Here is a 17,760-nt window from a genome sequence, read left to right on the forward strand (position 1 = left end):
TGTTGCTCGGTAACCGGACTTACTCGTCGATTAATTCCTCGAATTCGGGTAACACGTCGTCCGATTCGTCCTCGGACTGGCCCGACGACTGGTCATCGGCCTCTGCTGTCGACTCTGTCGACGAAGACTCGTCGTCCGTCGTTTCGTCGGCCTCCTCCGGAATCTCCTCGATTTCGAGCACGTCAAGCGGGATGTTCTCGAGTCGTTGCCCAATCTCCTTGCGGGCGATTCGAGCGGCGTGTTCGTCCCGTTCGACGTTGAACACGGTCATCTCCAGTTCGAGTGCGACGAGACTCTCATCAGCCGCGAGAAAAGCCGGTTCCAGTGTCTCGCCGCAGTGCGGGCAGTGCCGGTCGCCCATGTTGATCTCGACGTAGTTGAGGTCGGGGTTCAGCATTTCCCCCGTCTTCGAGATGGCGATGCGAACTGCCTCGTCCGCAGATGCCACATCGTACACTGGGACTGCGGCCTCGACAACAACTCGGCAATTCATGCTAGTATGTTTGTTTCCCAATATAATGAAGGTTAGCCCTGAAACGGGGATCACCTCTCATCCCATATATCGTGGTATAGAAAGTCAGAAAGCATCGTTGAGCCGCACAGACGCAAGCGACATAAAACATCACGACGGCGAAAAGCAGTGACAGATCAGACGGATATGAACGTCCGCTAGTCGAGAGAAATCCCCAACCCGTGCGAGCGGAACTCGTAACGCCATTACCTCCGGGTCCGTACACACGGACAATGGAACAGGGCGTCATCGACGTCGGGTTGCTGGCCGGCGGTATCGACCTCCAGGCAACTGTCGAGAGCGGGCAGTCCTACCTCTGGAACCGGGAGGACGGCGAAATGTACCAGCGCGACGGGGCAACCGGGGGCGACGCGTGGTACTGGACGACAGTCCGCCGAGACGGGTCACCAGCAGTCATCCGCGTCCGGCAGCGGGACGGTGTCCTCGAATGGGAGTCCACGATCGACGCGGAGGCAGACCTCAAGCGACTCCTGCGGCTTAGGGACGACCTCTCCGCGATTCGGACGACGGCACCGGCCGACGACGTGGTCCAATCAGCCTACGATAGGTTCTGGGGGATGCGTCTCGTTCAGGACCCACCGTTTGGCTCCCTCATCTCGTTCATTTGCTCGGCCCAGATGCGCGTGGCCCGGATACACAGTATGCAACAGGCGCTCCGCGACGCGTTCGGCGAGACAGTCGAGTTCGACGGGCGGACGTACAACGCCTATCCGACGCCGTCAGCGTTGGCCGAAACGACCGAAGAACGCCTCCGGGACCTCGGGCTGGGCTATCGAGCGCCGTACGTCCAGCGCACCGCGGAGATGGTCGCAGGCGGCGAGGCCGACCCGGAGGAAGCCGTCGGTCTCGACTACGAGGACGCCAGGGAGTCGCTCACCCGCTTCGTCGGCGTCGGCGACAAGGTCGCGGACTGCGTGTTGCTGTTCTCGCTTGACTACCTCGAAGCGGTCCCGCTAGACACCTGGATCCGGTCGACCATCGAGGAGTACTACCCGGAGTGTGAGCGAGGGAACTACACCGACACGTCCCGGGCCATCCGGGCCGCGCTCGGCGGCGAGTACGCCGGCTACACGCAGACCTACTTGTTCCATTATCTCCGGACGGGCAGCGACGAAAACTGACGCGGGTGATGGAAGGCGACAGTATAACGGAGTCCGCAATCAAACCCTCGGACATGGCTCGCACGCGAGCACATGTATTCGTCTCCGGTCGTGTCCAGGGCGTCTATTACAGAGCGACCACGCGGGAGCGTGCACAGGACCAGGGGGTCGACGGGTGGGTCCGGAACCTCGACGACGGGCGCGTCGAAGCGGTGTTCGAGGGCCCCGAAGCCGACGTGGATGCGATGGTCGAGTTCTGCCACGAGGGGAGCGAACGCGCGAACGTAACCGACGTCGAAGTCGAGTTCGAGGAGCCGAGGGGCATCGACGGATTCGAGGTCCGCTGGTAAGCCGCCGTCCCGTAGAGTTACTTCACTGGCGGGCGAACCCGCGGGTATGCTCACCGGCTCCGAAATGGGTGTCGTCGATGAGAACGCCGCGGCGCTCGGCGTCCCGCGCAAACAGCTGATGGAGTCGTCCGGGCACGCCGTCGCACGGGCGGTCCGTACCCTCGCTGACCCCGGCGACCAAGTCACCATCGTCGCTGGTCGAGGGAACAACGGCGGAGACGCGCTCGTCACCGCCCGCTTTCTCGACGAGTACGACCTCCGCGTCCTTTTGTTGGGCCGCCCGGACGCAATCTCGACGACGATTGCCAGGGAGAACTGGGATGCCCTCCAGCACGCCGAGTATCCGACAGAGACGGTCAGGGATTCCTCGGCACTGGATCTCGGGACCCCTGATGTCGTCATCGACGCGATGCTGGGAACGGGTATCGCCGGCGACCTCCGGGAACCGGCGGCAACGGCCGCCACGGCGATGAACGAGAGCGACGCGACCGTCCTCTCTGTGGACGTCCCGTCGGGTCTCGACGCGGAAACGGGGCGGCTGGCCGAGAACGCCGTCGACGCCGACCACGTCGTCACGTTCCACGACACCAAGCCCGGCCTGCCGGACCTCGACGTACCGGTCACCGTCGCCGACATCGGTATCCCCGACGCGGCGGAGCTTTTCATCGAGCGGGGCGACCTCAGCCGCCTCGAACGAGACCCAGCGAGCCACAAGGGCGACAACGGCGAGGTGCTGGTCGTCGGCGGCGGCCCGTACACCGGTGCGCCGGCGCTCACGGCCCAGGCCGCCCTCAGAGGCGGGGCCGACCTCGTCCGAGTCGCCTGCCCGGCCGTCGTCGCGCGGGAAATCCAGTCCTACAGCGAGAACCTCATCCTCAGACCGTTCGACGGGGACCACCTCGCGCCACCCCACGTCGACAACCTCGCCGAACTGATGGCAGAGCACGACACGCTGATCGTCGGGCCGGGACTCGGGAACGCCGACGCGACGCTGGAAGCGGTCGGGGACCTGCTGTCAGGATTCGAGGGGACGGCTGTCGTCGACGCCGACGCTCTTTCCGTGGTTCCGGACATCGAAACGGACGCGGACCTCGTCTGTACGCCCCACCAGGGCGAGCTTCTCGGGATGGGCGGCGAGACGTCCGAGGACTGGCGGGAGCGGGCGGACCTCGTGGAGTCCTTCGCATCGGAGGTCGACCAGACACTGCTGGTCAAAGGCCCGTACGACATCGTCTCCGACGGCGAGCGAACCCGCGTCGGCCGGACGGGCAATCCGGGGATGACGGTCGGCGGCACCGGCGACGTGCTCGCGGGCGTGACGGGGGCGCTCGCCTGCGTTCAGGAGCCGCTCGACGCGGCCGCCATCGCCGCCTACACCGTCGGCACGGTCGGCGACCGGGTCGTCGACGACCGCGGCTACGGATTGGTCGCAACGGACCTGCTAGACGAGATACCGAGCGTACTGTGGCAGCGGGAAGCAGAAGCGTAGCGTCCGCAGTCAGGCCGACGCACCGACCAGCTCCCCGGCTTTCGCTCGGGACTGCTCGATGATCGCGGGCCGCGCCTCGAACTCGATAACCACCTGGTCGCCGTAGTCGACCGTCTCCACGCTGGCGTGGTCGTGAATCCACGAGACGAGGCTCATCGTGTCGTCGGTCATCGGGAGCACGAGTCGCTCGCGTTCGTAGTCCGGCAGTTCGTGGTCGATGCGGTCCGCCAGGTCGTCGATGTTGAGCCCCTGCTTGGCGCTGACGGCGACGGGGTTCGGAGCCAGCGACGAGAGCGCGTCTTTCTTGCGGCGGACCTCCTCGTCGTCGACCATGTCGGTCTTGTTGAGGACTGTGACGATGGGCGCTTCGTTGCGCTCGTACAGCGTGTCGTGGCTCGTCACCAGTTTCTCCCGGATTTCCTCGACCGACTCGGAGACATCGACGACGAGCAAGACCAGATCGGCGTGATACACCGACCCGAGCGTCGATTTGAACGATTCGACGAGCCAGTGCGGGAGGTCCTGAATGAACCCGACGGTGTCGGTGACCAGCACCTCGCGCTTGCCGACCGCCGCGCGGCGGGTGGTCGTGCCAAGCGTCGTGAACAGACGGTCCTCGCTCTCGGCCGTGGTATCGAGGTCGGGATGCAAGTCGTCGTTCTCATCGACGTCGAGGTCGTCGGCGAGGCGGCGCAGGAGCGTCGACTTCCCGGCGTTGGTGTAGCCGGCCAGCGCGACGAGGTCGAAGCCGGACTCGCGGCGCTGCTCCCGGCGGTGTCGCTCAGTCTCCTCGATGGATTCCAGTTCGTCCCGGATGTTGGCGATCTGCTTTTTGATGTCTTCTTCGCGGGACTCGTCGTACTCGCCGAGCCCCATGAACCCCGGCCGCTCGTCGCGTTTGGCCAGGCTCGCCTTGGCCTCGGCGCGCGGGAGTTCGTAGCGCAGTTCCGCGAGTTCGACCTGGAGCTGGGCTTTCCGTGTCTGGGCCCGCTGGCCGAAGATTTCGAGGATGAGTCGGAAGCGGTCGATGACGCGCACCCGCTCGGGGAGTTCGTTCCCGATGTTGTACGTCTGGTACGGGCCGAGTTGATTGTCGAAGATCACGACGGCGGCCCCTTCGCGAGCGACCGCGTTGCTCAATCGCGTTACTTTCCCCTCGCCGAGGTGGTACGCCGGGTCCTCCGTTCTGGTCTGTGTGATCTCGTCGACGACCTCGTAGCCGGCCGCCCGAGCGAGGTCCCGGATCTCTTCGGTGTCGGCGGTGCCACTGTCGACGCGCTTCGCGATGACCGCCCGTTCCGTGGTGTGTGTCGCCGTCACTCGTTGGAAAACTACGGCGTCCGATTATTTAACCCCCCGGGAGGGGACTCACACTCTTCCGGGGGTCGGCGGTTGGACGGTAAAATGGCAGATACTGAGCGATTCCTGCAGCCGGCTGGCGAAACTAACGACTTCGATACCCGCTCGAAGGCTGAAATGCAGCCAGCAAACCGGTAGCGGTCAGTCCGGCTTATTCGAGGTCGAAGCGGTCGAGCTTCATGACCTTGTTCCATGTGTCCACGAAGTCGTGGACGAGCTTCTCCTCCGCGTCGGCAGAGCCGTAGACTTCCGAGATGGCCCGGAGCCGGTCGTTCGAGCCGAAGACGAGATCGATGCGTGTGGCTTCCCACTTGACCTCGCCGGTATCACGGTCGAGACCTTTGTAGACGTGTTCTGAGTCCGACGCCGGCTCCCACTCCGTTCCCATGTCGAGCAGGTTCACGAAGAAGTCGTTGGTCAGCGTCTCCGGTTCGTCGGTGAAGACGCCGAGGTCGGTGTCCCCGTAGTTCGCACCGATCGAGCGCATCCCGCCGATCAGGGCGGTCAGTTCCGACGCTGTCAGGTTCAGCAGGTCCGCGTTGTCGACCAGCACTTCCTCGGCCGGTCGCGTGATGTCGTCCTGGATGTAGTTTCGAGCCCCGTCGACCTTCGGCTTGAGAGCGTCGAAGGAGGCGGCGTCGGTGTGTTCCGGCCCGGCATCCACTCGGCCGGGTTCGAACGGAATCTCGACGTCGTAGCCCGCGTTCGCTGCCGCCTGCTCGACGGCCGCGTTGCCGCCCAGCACGATCAGGTCAGCAAGCGAGACCTGCGTCCCGTCGGATCGCGAGTCGTTGAACTCCGTCTGGATGTTTTCGAGTGTCCCCAGGACCGTCTCTAGCTGCTCGGGCTCGTTTACCTCCCAGTTCTTCTGGGGTTCGAGCCGGAGGCGAGCGCCGTTAGCGCCGCCGCGCTTGTCGCTGTCGCGGTAGGTCGATGCCGACGCCCACGCGGTCTTGACGAGCTGGGAGACAGAGAGGTCCGAATCGAGGATCTTTTCCTTGAGCTCGGTGACCTCCTCGTCCCCGATCAGGTCGTAGTCGGCGTCCGGGAGCGGGTCCTGCCAGATCATCTCTTCGTCAGGAACCTCCGGACCGAGGAACCGCTCAGGCGGCCCCATGTCGCGGTGGGTCAGCTTGTACCAGGCCTTCGCGAAGTTCATCCCGAACTCCATCGGGTTCTCCTGGAAGGTTTCCATGACCTCTCGGTAGTCCGGGTCGCGCTTCAGGGCGATATCCGTCGTGAGCATCATCGGCGTCTGCTTTTCGTCCGGGTCGTGGGCGTCCGGCACGCTGTTTTTCAGCTCCTCGCTCGTGGGTGCCCACTGCCACGCGCCGCCAGGACCCTTCTCCGGCTCCCACTCGTAGTCGAGCAGGTTGTTGATGTATCCCATATCCCACTCGGTCGGCGACTGGGTCCACGGCCCTTCGATACCGCTCGTGATCATCTCGCCGCCTTTGCTGTTCCCGTTCTCGTTTTGCCAGCCGAGGCCCTGCTGCTCGATGGGGGCCGCTTCGGGCTCGGGACCGAGGTTCTCCTCGGGGTCGTCAGCGCCGTGGACTTTGCCGAACGTGTGTCCGCCGGCGATGAGCGCGGCCGTCTCCTTGTCGTTCATCGCCATCCGGTCGAACGTCTGCCGGATATTCTTCGCCGACGCTTCCGGATCAGGGTTGCCGTCCGGTCCTTCCGGATTCACGTAGATGAGGCCCATCACGGAGGCACCGAGCCCTTCTTCGATTTCGCCTGGCTCGTCGAAGCGCTCCTGGGTTTCCATCTCGTCTTCCGGCCCCCAGTTGACAGCCTTGTCCTCCTCAAAGGCGTCCTCGCGGCCGCCGGCGTAGCCGAACGTCTTGAATCCCATCGACTCGATGGCGACGTTCCCTGCGAGGATCATCAGGTCGGCCCATGAGATCTTTTTGCCGTACTTCTGCTTGATCGGCAGGAGCAGCCGTCGCGCCTTGTCGAGGTTCGCGTTGTCCGGCCAGCTGTTGATAGGTGCAAAGCGCTGTCGGCCGCCAGCCGCGCCACCGCGACCGTCGGCGGTCCGGTACGTCCCGGCGCTGTGCCAGGCCATCCGGATGAACAGCGGGCCGTAGTGGCCGTAGTCGGCTGGCCACCAGTCCTGCGACGACGTCATCAGCTCTTCGAGATCCGACTTCACCGCTTCGAGGTCGAGTTTCTGGAACTCCTCCGCATAATCAAAGTCGTCCTCCATCGGACCGACATCACGGGCGTTCTGGTCGAGGATCTCCAGATTCAGCTTGTTTGGCCACCAGTCCTGATTAGATTTCGGTCGCTTCGAATGTCCACCTGCGGCACCGCTCATATCGGAATTCGGTGTTTCTGCCATCTTAACAGTAAGTAAGATTCGTCGGTAGCATACAAATCTTTGGATATGAGTAAAGAAATGGCATCGTGTGAAAAATATCGCCCCGAATTCTTTGGGACACCCCGGTAGCAACGACCCCCGTTCCTGTGGCGGAGGCTGTGTAAAAGGGAAAGCGCCAGAGGGAGCACAAAGGATTTAAAAACAGGCGGTCAGGTACGCTGTATGGATGAGTTCGTACTCCAACTAGATGGGTTGGGCCTCCAGCAGATGGGCCTCGAATTCGGTGGTGGCGGCCTTATCGGCGGGATCATCGGGTTCGCCGCCAAGAAGGTCGCAAAGCTCATTGCCGTCATCATCGGCATCGAGCTGGCACTGTTCAAGTTCCTCGAGACGCGTGGCATCCTCCAGGTGAACTGGGACGCGATAGGCGGGGCCGCACAGAACGCGACCGGCACCGCCGGGAACGCGGCGTCGGCGCAACCGCCGTCCTGGGTCACGTCACTGCTCTCGGCGCTGCCGGTCAGCGCTGGTTTCACTGCCGGGTTCTTGGTCGGCTTCAAGAAAGGGTAACGCGACGCCGCGGCGTTAGCGCGTACTGATGTCGTCTTCGTCTTTGATTATCTGGGTTTCTGCCTCGCCGCTGGTGTGTTCGTTCACCACGTCGTAGAAGTCGTTCTGTAGGCCGGCCGGGAACGTCATGACGCCGACCCACGAGCCGTCGGACTGCCACTCCTCGCGTTCGAGGTCGCCGAACTGTCGGATCTGTGCCTGGGCGCTCCCAGCGTAGTCCGCGGGGACCTGCACGGCGACGGTGACCTCGTCGAACCGGATCGGGATGACCGGCCGGAGCGCATCGAGGGCGTCGTCGACCTGCGCCTCGACGGGTTCCATCGGGTCGACTCTGAAGTCCGTCTCTTCGAGCGCGGATTCGATGCGCTCCGGCGGGTGCGGCGCGTCGTCCATCTGTGGGTTGACCGCGTTGCGCGTGATCCGCTGGATGAGCTGTTTGTGCTTTTGTTCCTGCATCTCGCGGCGCTGGTCGGCCGTGATCTGTATCTCCCCCCGCTTGATGACTTCGGGGATGATGGCCATCGGATCAGTGGTGTCAAACACCTCTTCGAGCATATTCTCGGGCGGTCGGTCCCCCCGCGAGGCGTCCTCGAACACGTCCTCCGCGGCGATAACGTCCTCGAGGTCGCCGTCGAAGTCATCACGTTTTATCGCTAGCGCCGCGTCCGGATCCACCAGTACCTCGAACCGCTGGCCGTGGGATTCGAGGCGCGCCGTCACCGCCTCGTCAAGCGATATCATACCCGTCGGTAGCAGTGGGCCAGTTAAAGGCCTTACTGCGTGGTCGGACAGAAAAAGTCCAGTCGCCCGCGAGGGCTGTCGGAAGGGTTACTCTTCGGTGGCGTCTTCGCCTTCGTCGTCCGCGTCTTCACCGGTATCAAGGAGGTCGGCCTCCGCGAGGTGAGTCTCCTTCTCCTCGTCGGTCAGCTGGCCGAACGTCTCCGTTTCGACGTCGACCGTGGCGACGCCGATGCCTTCCGGCGTGAGCCCGTCCTCGTTGACCGACGCGAGAGCGGCCAGCGCGAGGTCGACGCCCTCGTCGAGGTCCATCCCCTCGTCGTAGTGCTCTTCGAGGTAATCCCGGATGTCGCCGCGGTCGGCTCCGACAGCGAGGGCCTTCCATTCGTAGGGCGTCCCGGAGGGATCGGTCTCGAACAGGCGCGGCTCGCCGTTGACGATGCCGCCGATGATGAGCGCAACGCCGAACGGGCGCGCGCCGCCGACCTGCGTGTACTGCTGGATGTAATCGGTGATTTCCTTGGTGAGGGTCTCGACGCCGACCGGCTCGCCGTAGCGCAGCTGGTTCACCTGCGCCTGGCGGCGGGCGAAGTCGATGAGCTGTCGGGCGTCGGCGACGTGGCCGGCCGAGGCGATGCCGATGTGGTCGTCGGCCTTGTGGATCTTCTCGACCGAGGAGCGCTCCATCAGCGGCGACCGGATGCGCTTGTCCACGGCGAGAACGACGCCGTCGCTCGTTCTGACGCCGATGCTTGCTGTGCCGCGTTTGACCGCTTCGCGGGCGTACTCGACCTGGTAGAGGCGTCCGTCCGGCGAGAAGATAGTAATCCCGCGGTCGTAGGCCTGCTGTTGATTTTGTCCCTGCATAGTTATCGGAAATCGAGTGCTGTCGCGCCGACGAACGCGCCGCCGGAGGCCGCTTCGACATCGTAGCGCGGAGGCCGAACAGTAGCGCTCCGGTCTGCGTTCTCGAACACGACGTGTCTCTGTTCAGTGGCTTCCGGCGGCCCGCGTATATACTTTTCTTCACAGGCACGCACAGTGCCGCTAATCCCCCGGACACGGACCCGAACCTCATCGCCGTCGACGCTGTCCAGACAGGTCAGTGCGGCCCGCGCTGGGTCTGTCTGGCCGCGTCTGGTCCGGACGATGGCCTCGGCCGTGCCGTCGTAGTCGTGGAACTGGAGGACGGTCATGTCCGTCTCGGCGCTGCCGGTGTCGCCCAGCAGGTTCTGGGCGGCGTACCACACCGCCCGCTGGAACGCCCGACGGTCCAGCGACGCTGTCGGCCACGTCTCGATACCGACGGCCAGATAGCGCCACCGGGGCCGGAGATGCTTCGGGAGGTGTTTCATACGCCAGCGTTGGGGCGGAGGACAATGAGCAGTGTGGTGTAGCTACTGACTTTGAAGGAGGTACGACTCGTCAGTCACGCGCTGGCGTTCTTTGTACCGGTGTGGGTCCTTACCCGGTAGTATTTCTCGCACACAGGGCCGTTGTATTCGTCTTTTGACCAATCCACAAAACACTTAGCGACCAGAAATCATAATTCACTGTGGATTTGTTCCGACGGTCAGTGCTTCGGCTGGCTGGTGTTACACTCGGTGGACTCGTCACGGGATGCTCGTCAATGGATACAGAGCCACCCACAACGCAGTCACCGAAAACTGTGGCTCAGCCAGCACTGGAACTCACCGGAGAGGTTAAACGCCAAGCAGCAGCCGCGGCCCCTGCACGAGTGGCAGCGACGCTGACAAACGTCGGGAGCGAAACGGTCCGTCTCGGGTACGGTCCGACGCTGCTGTTTACCGATACGGGTCCAAGTGAGGACGTGACCCGGACCGACACCCTCGTGTTTGATCCGAAGAGTCGGGGCGTACTGCGAGCCGACCCCGTACAGACATCAGCAGGGTGCTGGCGGTACCAAGCGGACGGGAGAGAAGGGATCCAGAGTTCGATACAATACCGGGAGCTGACGCCAAACGACGAGGGATCCGGAGAGTACGATATTTATACGGCTGCCGCGGCCGAGGCGTGTCTCCCTGCAGGGACGTATCGACATCAAGACATCGTCGAAACGCCCGAGCCAGTTCGGTCGGCGACGCTGACGCTCCAGCTGGACATCGACGAGCAACAGCGGATCGCCGTCTCCGGCGAGGTGTCGGCATTCAGGAGCGCGGCGTCCACCCAATAGGCACGCAGCTACTGCGGGATCGATGTCGCTCGAAAAACACACTCCGGGAAACGCCTTTGGTGATACGTCCCCCCGTCAGTTCCGGGGTGGGGCTATCGGAGTGGTTTGTCGGCTCAATGTGTCTGGCAGCTGTCTGGGTCACTACAGAACTAAGGGAGCTGGGTTGCTGTGGATCGCAACAGCACCGCTACGCGTCGTCGCCCTGTTGATCACCGTCTTCCAGTCGGACGCCCGGTTCGATGACGGCGTCGCTCTGGCGCTCGCGGTTGCGCTCCGCGACCCGCTCCCACTCTGCCAGGCCCTTTCGGAGGGTATCAGCGTCGAAGCCGATGGTCTCCCCGACCGCGATGAGATCCCGCGGTGCGCGAATCTGGAGATGGTTACTCGGCGATGCCGAGACGACGAACGGTGCGCCGGCGTCCTCGACCAGTTCCCTGAGCTTCCGCAGTTCTTTGATGGCTCGGACGCGAGTGCCGCCGGAGGCCCGGAGCACCGGGCCGAAGTCGAACTCGACGCGGACGCCGTTGTCGGCCGCCGCGTTCGCCAGAACGTGGTTGAAATCGCCGTCCTCGCGCATCGGGTGGGCGAGCACGTCGACGGTCGGTTGCTCGACAGCGAACCGATTGATGCGGCGGTCGCCGCCGTGGACGACGACGACCGTCCGGTCGCTCCGGTAGTTCCCGACGAAACCGCTCGCTCGCGAGGGGTCGTCCGCCCGGACCTCGACGCCGGCGGCGACGTCGATGTCGTACGCATCGCTGATAGCGTCGGCGTCGTAGTCCGCCTGCGCGTCGCCGTGGTTCCTGACGACGATGCCGTCGTAGCCCGAGTCGGCGGCCGTCAGCGCGTGCCGGGCGACGGTGCTGTCGCCGTCGGGGTGAGCGTAGACGGCCTCGTACATCACAACTCCTCAAGGAGTTCGCGGGCGTTAGCGACGGCCTTCTCCCGCTTTGCGGGGTAGGCCTCGACTTTCGCCCGGAGCGTGATGCCGTCGCCGCGTTCGACGCTCCCGCCGAACGCGGCCTGTTTGTCGAAGGTGAGGAAAAACGAGCAGTTGTCGTCGACCCGGTCGTCCAGTTCCGCACGCACTGCGTCGATATCCGGCGCTGACGCGACCTGCGTGAGTACGTGCCGGATATCGTCAGCGTTCTCGACGCGAGCCGAGAGGACGACGATCCGGTCGCCGTAGTGCCCCTCGCTCTGTGCGCGCTCGATAGGGTAGTCCTCAGGCAGGAACGTTCGGAGCGCTCCCTCAACACGCTTGTCGTCCTCTGTCGCATAACAGAATGTCCGGAGGTCGACGTAGTGGAACGGAACCGACGACATTGAAGCCCTACTCGTCCTCGGCGGCTTCGAGGTTGTCTTCGGGGACGCCCTGCTCCTGTCCGTCCTCGAAGGAGACCGTGTAGTTGGCGTCGCCGAACATCGTCTCGACGACCTGCGTGATGGTGCCTTCCTCGCCGTCGTAGTCGCTGTGCTCGTCGTGGAGAATAACGCTGTCGTCCTCTTCGAATGCCATACTGGGCGGTACTCGGTGGCTCGTCAAAAAGGGACTGATTCAGGTTTGCTCGGCCCAGTCGCGGACGTGGTGGGAAAATGTCCCTGTGACACGGCCCAGATCTGACAATCAGGACCGCGACAAACCTCGATCAGCCCAAAGCCAGGGGTACGCTGATCAGGGCTGACCGATCTTGGTGTTCCCTGTCGCTTCCGTTGCGAAAGGCATGGCCATGATTAGACTTGTCTAAATATTTTCTTAGATAGATAGAATTAAGTGTCAGATCATTCTACAGTCACATGCGTTCCATCAACCACGGAACGCAAAGGCGTACAGATCGAGTGGGTAGAACAATCCGTCAGGTCGTCGAAACAGCCAATGAGTTCCTGCTACACGGGAGCGTGGCTATCCTTGTTCGGGCCTCTTCCCGTGTTTCGCTTCGAATGAGCCGGACCAGACATGTATCCGCGTTTGCAAGCTCTCCACCAGTGTCAGTGGCACAACGGATTCGGTTTCGAAACCCCCCTGAGATACGCCACGGCAGCCGATACGTCACAACAACTGTTATGGGACTCTCTCGACTAACCATCGACATGATCAGTCCACCGCTCTCCCCCGTCAAGACGGTTGTTTCGTCGAGGTGTCAGACACAGATAGGACACAGATGACGAGCGTCGACGACCTGTGGTACCTCTCCGACGGGGCGTGTCAGACCGCCGAGCAGACGTATCACCAGCTCCGGGAGCAGTACAGCGGCTACATCGAGTTCACGCGCCACCGTAACGTCCCGCGGAATCGGTTCCGGGACGTGGCCGCTGTCGCTCGGGACCACGGCGCACCGTACGGGGCGCACACGCTCGCCTACCGGCCCACCGGTGAACTCCTGCTCGTCCGCCACGAGGGCGTCGACATGTGGGTACTGCCCGGCGGCGAACTCGATGCCGGTGAATCCCTGCAGGAGGCCGCACTGCGGGAGTTAGGCGAGGAAAGCGGCATCGAAGCGGCCATCGAGGGACTGGGGCTGCTCGGACGGGTCGAGTTCTACTGTGACGGGAACATGGCCTGGGGCGTGCTGCCGGTGTACGAGGCGCGAGCGGAGACGACCGACATCGCAGTCAATGACCCAGATCATGAAATCAGTGAAGCCCGGTGGTTCGACGAACTGCCGGCCGATACGCGCGACCGCGAAGAGATTCTGCAGTGGCGCGGGCGGCGGTTCGGCGGCGGGGCGTAATCCGCTGAAACTGCACGGGTTACTCCGGGCCGAACGACTGGCCTTCGCGAGCGTCGGCGTTCATCCGCCGGATGGTCGCGCGAGCGTTGCTGGCGTCGTAGCCGAACAGCACGGTTTCGGCGTACTCTTCGGCCACTTCGACGGCCTTCGAGAGGTCGTCGACGTCCACGTCGACGGCGTACAGTTCGATGCTGAACGGGGTCGAGAGACGGTCCTGCCAGCCCTTTGCGAGAATCTCCAGCCAGTAGGTCGTCGAGTACGCCATGTCGTAGATGGGGACGACGAACTCGTCGACGAACTCGGCGATGTCGTCGACGGCGACGCCGGAGCGGGCTTCGAGGTGGCCGGGATAAGGGTCGGGATACAGCGTGAGGTACATCTCGCCGGGCACGCGCTCGCGAGCCTCGGCGACGAACTCCGTGATGACGTTACTGCGCCAGGCCGACCAGTCCTCGAACTCGCTGTCGGCAAAGCGTTGCTCACAGCGATCACAGTGGCAGTACTCGTCCCGTGGAAAGCCCACGTCATCGAGGCGGACGTCCTCGTTGACGGCGGCGGCCTCCTCGATGATGTCGAGCAGGCCCTCGCGGTAGCGGTCGTGGGTCGGGCAGACGTACGTCCAGTCGAAGTACGGCTGGTTCCGGGTCGCCGGTGTCCCCTCGTCGTCGAACGCGAGCAGGTCCTCCTCGCTCTCGACTGCGTTGTCGCCGAAACAGGACACCATGTTCACCGCGCCGGCAATCGGTTCGACAGCGCGGCCGGTCACGTCCTTGACCTCGTAGAACGCCCGGTCGAACTCGGACCACTCCGTCTCCTCCTCGTTACGGGTGACGACGCCGTACATACACGCTGGTACGGCGGTTCGCCGGGTAAGAGTTCGGAAAGCGACGGCGCTGTCGCTGACAGCGCAGAGACCGAGAGAATACTGCCGGCCATCGGGATACCCCACCCCATACGACGCCGTTGAGGACCAGTAGGCAGGGCGGCCGACAGTAGATTCAGAGGGCGATACAGTCGATTCGCGCAGCCTTACCGCTTGACGTAGTACGCGAGGGCAAGTGCCATGACCGCGACAAGGGCGATGACTTTCTTTTGCATCATTTCAATAAACGAACACCGATTATAAAGAACTATCGCCGTGCTAATCGTCGGCACTCCCCTCTGTATCAGCGGGCATATCGGCGTCAGGGCCGGGGATATCGGCCTCGTCGTGAGTACCGACGGGCGGCCGGTTTACCTCCGCCGCTGACGACTCTTCGAGAGCAGTCCGGTCGTCAGCGTCAGCCTCAATCGTCTCCATCTCGCCGTCTTCTCGCGCGTCCTGGTCGATCCGCATCGAACAGAACTCAACGCCGCACATCGAGCAAAAGCGCGCCTCTTTGTAGTTGTCACCGGGGAGCGTCTGGTCGTGGTACTCGCGGGCGCGGTCGGGGTCTAACGCCAGGTCGAACTGTTCGCGCCAGTCGAAGGCGTACCGGGCTTCAGAGAGCGCGTCGTCCCAGTCCCGCGCCCCCTCGCGCCCGTTTGCCACGTCGGCGGCGTGGGCGGCGATGCGATAGGCCGCAAGCCCGTCCCGCACGTCGGACTGCTCCGGGAGGCCGAGATGCTCTTTGGGCGTGACGTAGCAGAGCATCGCCGCACCAGCACGGCCCGCCTCCGTCGCGCCGATGGCGCTCGTGATGTGGTCGTATCCCGGCGCAACGTCGGTCACGAGCGGGCCGAGGACGTAGAAGGGCGCGCCGTCACAGACCTCCTGCTGACGTTCGACTTGCTCGGCGACCTGATCCATCGGGACGTGGCCCGGCCCTTCGACCATCACCTGCACGTCGTGCTCCCAGGCGGTCCGCGTGAGTTCCCCGAGCGTGTCCAGTTCGGCGAACTGCGCGTCGTCGCCGGCGTCGGCGAGACAGCCCGGCCGGAGGCCATCGCCGAGGCTGAAGGTCACGTCGTGCTCGCGGAATATCTCGCAGATGGCCTCGAATTTCGTGTACAGCGGGTTCTCCATGCCGTTCTCCTCGATCCACTGGGCGAGGATAGAGCCGCCCCGGGAGACGATGCCCGTCTTCCGGCCGTCGGTCAGCGGCAGGTGTTCCATCCGGACGCCGGCGTGGATGGTCATGTAGTCGACGCCCTGCTTCGCCTGCTTCTCGATGACGTCGAGCAGCAGTTCGTGGGTAATCTCGCTCGGGTCGCTGGCGCGCTTGACCGCCTCGTAGATGGGAACTGTTCCGATGGGGACCGGCGAATGTCGGACGTTGGCCGACCGTATCTCGTCGAGGTTACTCCCAGTCGAGAGGTCCATCACCGTGTCCGCGCCGTAGTGGACAGCGGTGTGGAGCTTCTCCAGTTCGCCCTCGATATCGCTCGTCTCCTCGCTGTTGCCGATGTTTGCGTTGACCTTCGTCGCAAACTCCCGGCCGATAATCATCGGGTCCAGTGAGTCGTGACCGACGTTTGCGGGAATCACCGCCTGGCCATCGGCGACTTGCTGGCGGACGAACTCCGGTTCGACACCTTCGCGCTCTGCGACTCGCGCCATCGCCTCGGTGACGGTCCCGTTCCGGGCCGCTGCTAGCTGCGTCATAATCACTAGGTTATACTACTTGGTTATAAAACTGCGGTGATCGGTCGCGGTAAAGAGACCCTGTCAATACTGGGACCGACCCCAACACCGATGTACGCGAACAGGAAATAGACGAACAATGGCCCGCCGGACCCGCCGCACAGTACTCACGGCGCTGGGGAGTGGTATCGCTGCGACGGCAGGCTGTGGGGCGTTCGGTCGGGAGCGGGTGGACGTGCTGGTCGCAGGGAGTTTACAAAAGGCGGCCAGTGAGACGCTACAAACCCAAACAGACGTGGAGGTCGCTGTCGAAGCCCGCGGCTCTGTTCAGGCCGCGCGTCTGGTCGCCGGCGGGAAGCGCGACCCGGCTATCGTCGCGCTGGCGGATCCGACCCTGTTCGACCGGGTCATGAACACCGCCTGGCACGCCGTGGTCGCCAGCAACGAGATGGTGTTGGCGTACAACCCTCAGACGGGCGGCGGGACGCGCGTCGCGGAGGCGGACCCGTGGTACGTCCCGCTCCGGGGGGACAGTGTCTCACTGGGCCGCACCGACCCGACGCTCGACCCGCTTGGCTACCGGACGCTGTTCGTGCTGGCCCTCGCAGCCGACTACTACGACGAACCCGGGCTAGCTGAGGCGGTTCTCTCGCCGGACCAGACCTATCCGGAGACGCAACTGCTCGCGCAGTTCGAGACGGGAGCCGTCAACGCCGCGTTCGTCTACCGGAGCATGGCAATGGAGCGGGACTACCCGTTCCGGGAGTTCCCAGCCGAAATACACCTTGGCGACCCCGCGCACGCCGAGCAGTATCGGACCACCAGCTACGAACTGCCAAACGGCACGGCAGTCGCCGGCAACCCAATCGAGTACGGAGCCGTCCGCCGTGACGAACAAGAAGCGACGCGTACAGCCTTTGAGACAGTCCTGTCCGGCGACTGGCTCACACCACACGGATTTACCGTCCGTCAGGCGTATCCTCGACTAGTGGGAGATGTCCCGAGTACTGTCACGCGGTGAGACCAGGGCCGGCCACACGGTCGGCGTGCGCGAACTCGTGCCCGTCCTGGGAGCGGTGCTGCTCCTGTATTTCGTCGTGCCGGTGCTGGTGCTCGTGCTCACGTACTCCCCGGCAGCACTGCTGACAAGTCTGACTGAAACGTACGTCATCAACGCCGCGATTACCTCCCTCGTCGCCGCGCTCGGCAGTACCACCATCGCCGTCGTGTTCGGCCTGCCGCTGGCCTACTGGCTCTCGAAGAACACCGGCGCGCTGGCGACCGCCGCGATGGGGGTCGTCGTCCTGCCGCTCGTCCTTCCACCGATCGTCAGCGGGATGTTGCTGTTGACCGTCGTCGGCCCGAACGGACTCGGCGGCCTCACAGACCTGGCGCTGACGCGGTCGCTGCTGGGGGTCGTCGCCGCCCAGACGTTCGTCGCGTCGCCGTTCTTCGTCGTCACCGCCAAGGCCGCCTTCGACGGCATCGACGACCACCTCGAAGAGGCGTCGCGGTCGCTGGGCCGTGACTGGGTCGGGACGATGCGCTCGGTGACGGTGCCGCTCGCAAAGCCCGGCCTGCTCGCCGGTCTCGTGCTGACCTTCGCCCGCGCGATGGGCGAGTTCGGCGCGACGATGATGCTGGCGTACTACCCGCGGACGCTGCCGGTCCAGATCTGGGCCTCGTTCATTTCGGACGGACTGGACGCGGCGCTTCCCGTGGCAGTGGTCCTGCTGAGCGTCGCGCTCGGGACGCTGCTGATAGTCCACGCCCTGCGGGCGACGCCGTGGCGGTAGCAGTCGGTATC

19 protein-coding genes are annotated in these 17,760 nt (G+C 64.0%); 8 read left to right on the forward strand and 11 right to left on the reverse strand.

What is annotated here, in order from left to right:
- Positions 1 to 19 precede the first annotated feature (19 nt).
- Positions 20 to 493 carry a DUF555 domain-containing protein gene (locus ACNO8S_RS08350; RefSeq protein WP_014040571.1) on the reverse strand — a complete coding sequence of 158 codons (474 nt, stop codon included), beginning with the start codon at positions 491 to 493 and terminating at the stop codon, positions 20 to 22.
- A 251-nt stretch (positions 494 to 744) separates the two neighbouring features.
- Here ACNO8S_RS08350 and ACNO8S_RS08355 point away from each other — a divergent pair, with 251 nt between their 5' ends.
- Genes ACNO8S_RS08355 through ACNO8S_RS08365 form a run of 3 tightly spaced genes read left to right on the forward strand, consistent with a single transcriptional unit; the run spans position 745 to position 3,471 of the window.
- Complete coding sequence (locus tag ACNO8S_RS08355) at positions 745 to 1,653, forward strand: DNA-3-methyladenine glycosylase family protein (RefSeq protein ID WP_420181784.1); 909 nt, start codon at positions 745 to 747, stop codon at positions 1,651 to 1,653.
- Between the two features lie 5 nt (positions 1,654 to 1,658).
- Positions 1,659 to 1,982, forward strand: a complete 324-nt coding sequence (locus ACNO8S_RS08360; protein ID WP_151145980.1) for an acylphosphatase — start codon at positions 1,659 to 1,661, stop codon at positions 1,980 to 1,982.
- 46 nt (positions 1,983 to 2,028) lie between these two features.
- Positions 2,029 to 3,471 (forward strand): NAD(P)H-hydrate dehydratase, encoded by a 1,443-nt coding sequence (locus ACNO8S_RS08365; RefSeq protein WP_420181785.1) that lies wholly within the window; start codon positions 2,029 to 2,031, stop codon positions 3,469 to 3,471.
- Positions 3,472 to 3,480: 9 nt separating this feature from the next.
- Here ACNO8S_RS08365 and hflX read toward each other — a convergent pair whose 3' ends face one another.
- Together hflX and katG are read right to left on the reverse strand one after the other, a co-directional pair.
- The gene (gene hflX, locus ACNO8S_RS08370) at positions 3,481 to 4,791 is read right to left on the reverse strand and encodes a GTPase HflX (RefSeq protein WP_129755252.1); all 1,311 of its coding nucleotides are present in this window, start codon (positions 4,789 to 4,791) and stop codon (positions 3,481 to 3,483) included.
- Between the two features lie 190 nt (positions 4,792 to 4,981).
- Complete coding sequence (gene katG, locus ACNO8S_RS08375) at positions 4,982 to 7,177, reverse strand: catalase/peroxidase HPI (protein ID WP_191450225.1); 2,196 nt, start codon at positions 7,175 to 7,177, stop codon at positions 4,982 to 4,984.
- A gap of 201 nt (positions 7,178 to 7,378) precedes the next feature.
- Between katG and ACNO8S_RS08380 the strand changes: the two genes are divergently transcribed.
- A complete protein-coding gene (locus tag ACNO8S_RS08380; protein ID WP_420181786.1) occupies positions 7,379 to 7,726 on the forward strand; it encodes an FUN14 domain-containing protein in 348 nt (115 codons plus the stop codon).
- A 15-nt stretch (positions 7,727 to 7,741) separates the two neighbouring features.
- Here ACNO8S_RS08380 and ACNO8S_RS08385 read toward each other — a convergent pair whose 3' ends face one another.
- The 3 genes from ACNO8S_RS08385 to ACNO8S_RS08395 form a co-directional block, all read right to left on the reverse strand.
- Positions 7,742 to 8,467: a ribosome assembly factor SBDS gene (locus ACNO8S_RS08385; RefSeq protein ID WP_014040578.1), complete on the reverse strand. Its 726-nt coding sequence runs from the start codon at positions 8,465 to 8,467 to the stop codon at positions 7,742 to 7,744.
- Positions 8,468 to 8,554: 87 nt separating this feature from the next.
- Positions 8,555 to 9,331, reverse strand: coding sequence for an archaeal proteasome endopeptidase complex subunit alpha (psmA, locus tag ACNO8S_RS08390; RefSeq protein ID WP_014040579.1), 777 nt, complete (start codon positions 9,329 to 9,331; stop codon positions 8,555 to 8,557).
- Positions 9,332 to 9,333: 2 nt separating this feature from the next.
- Complete coding sequence (locus ACNO8S_RS08395; RefSeq protein WP_014040580.1) at positions 9,334 to 9,819, reverse strand: Rpp14/Pop5 family protein; 486 nt, start codon at positions 9,817 to 9,819, stop codon at positions 9,334 to 9,336.
- A gap of 275 nt (positions 9,820 to 10,094) precedes the next feature.
- Between ACNO8S_RS08395 and ACNO8S_RS08400 the strand changes: the two genes are divergently transcribed.
- Entirely contained in the window at positions 10,095 to 10,658 is a 564-nt protein-coding gene (locus ACNO8S_RS08400; protein WP_146418079.1) for a hypothetical protein, read from the forward strand.
- Positions 10,659 to 10,845: 187 nt separating this feature from the next.
- On the opposite strand, the gene ACNO8S_RS08405 is transcribed toward ACNO8S_RS08400, so the two are convergent.
- The 3 genes from ACNO8S_RS08405 to ACNO8S_RS08415 are packed head-to-tail and all read right to left on the reverse strand — an operon-like array spanning position 10,846 to position 12,177.
- Positions 10,846 to 11,559 (reverse strand): RNase P subunit p30 family protein, encoded by a 714-nt coding sequence (locus tag ACNO8S_RS08405; RefSeq protein ID WP_146418078.1) that lies wholly within the window; start codon positions 11,557 to 11,559, stop codon positions 10,846 to 10,848.
- Positions 11,559 to 11,984 carry an RNA-binding protein gene (locus ACNO8S_RS08410; RefSeq protein WP_014040583.1) on the reverse strand — a complete coding sequence of 142 codons (426 nt, stop codon included), beginning with the start codon at positions 11,982 to 11,984 and terminating at the stop codon, positions 11,559 to 11,561. The genes ACNO8S_RS08405 and ACNO8S_RS08410 overlap by 1 nt, the downstream gene beginning before the upstream one ends.
- Before the next feature lie 7 nt (positions 11,985 to 11,991).
- Positions 11,992 to 12,177 (reverse strand): hypothetical protein, encoded by a 186-nt coding sequence (locus tag ACNO8S_RS08415; RefSeq protein ID WP_004515500.1) that lies wholly within the window; start codon positions 12,175 to 12,177, stop codon positions 11,992 to 11,994.
- A gap of 643 nt (positions 12,178 to 12,820) precedes the next feature.
- Here ACNO8S_RS08415 and ACNO8S_RS08420 point away from each other — a divergent pair.
- Complete coding sequence (locus ACNO8S_RS08420) at positions 12,821 to 13,390, forward strand: NUDIX hydrolase (protein WP_044951872.1); 570 nt, start codon at positions 12,821 to 12,823, stop codon at positions 13,388 to 13,390.
- A 19-nt stretch (positions 13,391 to 13,409) separates the two neighbouring features.
- Here ACNO8S_RS08420 and ACNO8S_RS08425 read toward each other — a convergent pair whose 3' ends face one another.
- Entirely contained in the window at positions 13,410 to 14,234 is an 825-nt protein-coding gene (locus ACNO8S_RS08425; RefSeq protein WP_014040585.1) for a hypothetical protein, read from the reverse strand.
- Between the two features lie 297 nt (positions 14,235 to 14,531).
- Positions 14,532 to 15,974, reverse strand: a complete 1,443-nt coding sequence (thiC, locus tag ACNO8S_RS08430) for a phosphomethylpyrimidine synthase ThiC (RefSeq protein ID WP_420181788.1) — start codon at positions 15,972 to 15,974, stop codon at positions 14,532 to 14,534.
- A gap of 118 nt (positions 15,975 to 16,092) precedes the next feature.
- Here thiC and ACNO8S_RS08435 point away from each other — a divergent pair, with 118 nt between their 5' ends.
- Together ACNO8S_RS08435 and ACNO8S_RS08440 are read left to right on the forward strand one after the other, a co-directional pair.
- Positions 16,093 to 16,974 (forward strand): extracellular solute-binding protein, encoded by an 882-nt coding sequence (locus ACNO8S_RS08435; RefSeq protein ID WP_420181789.1) that lies wholly within the window; start codon positions 16,093 to 16,095, stop codon positions 16,972 to 16,974.
- Positions 16,949 to 17,749, forward strand: coding sequence for an ABC transporter permease (locus tag ACNO8S_RS08440; protein WP_008308799.1), 801 nt, complete (start codon positions 16,949 to 16,951; stop codon positions 17,747 to 17,749). Before ACNO8S_RS08435 ends, ACNO8S_RS08440 begins: the two co-directional genes overlap by 26 nt.
- Positions 17,750 to 17,760 lie beyond the last annotated feature (11 nt).

Origin of the sequence: Haloarcula sp. KBTZ06 (assembly GCF_048595605.1) — an archaeon.
GTDB classification, from domain to species: domain Archaea; phylum Halobacteriota; class Halobacteria; order Halobacteriales; family Haloarculaceae; genus Haloarcula; species Haloarcula hispanica.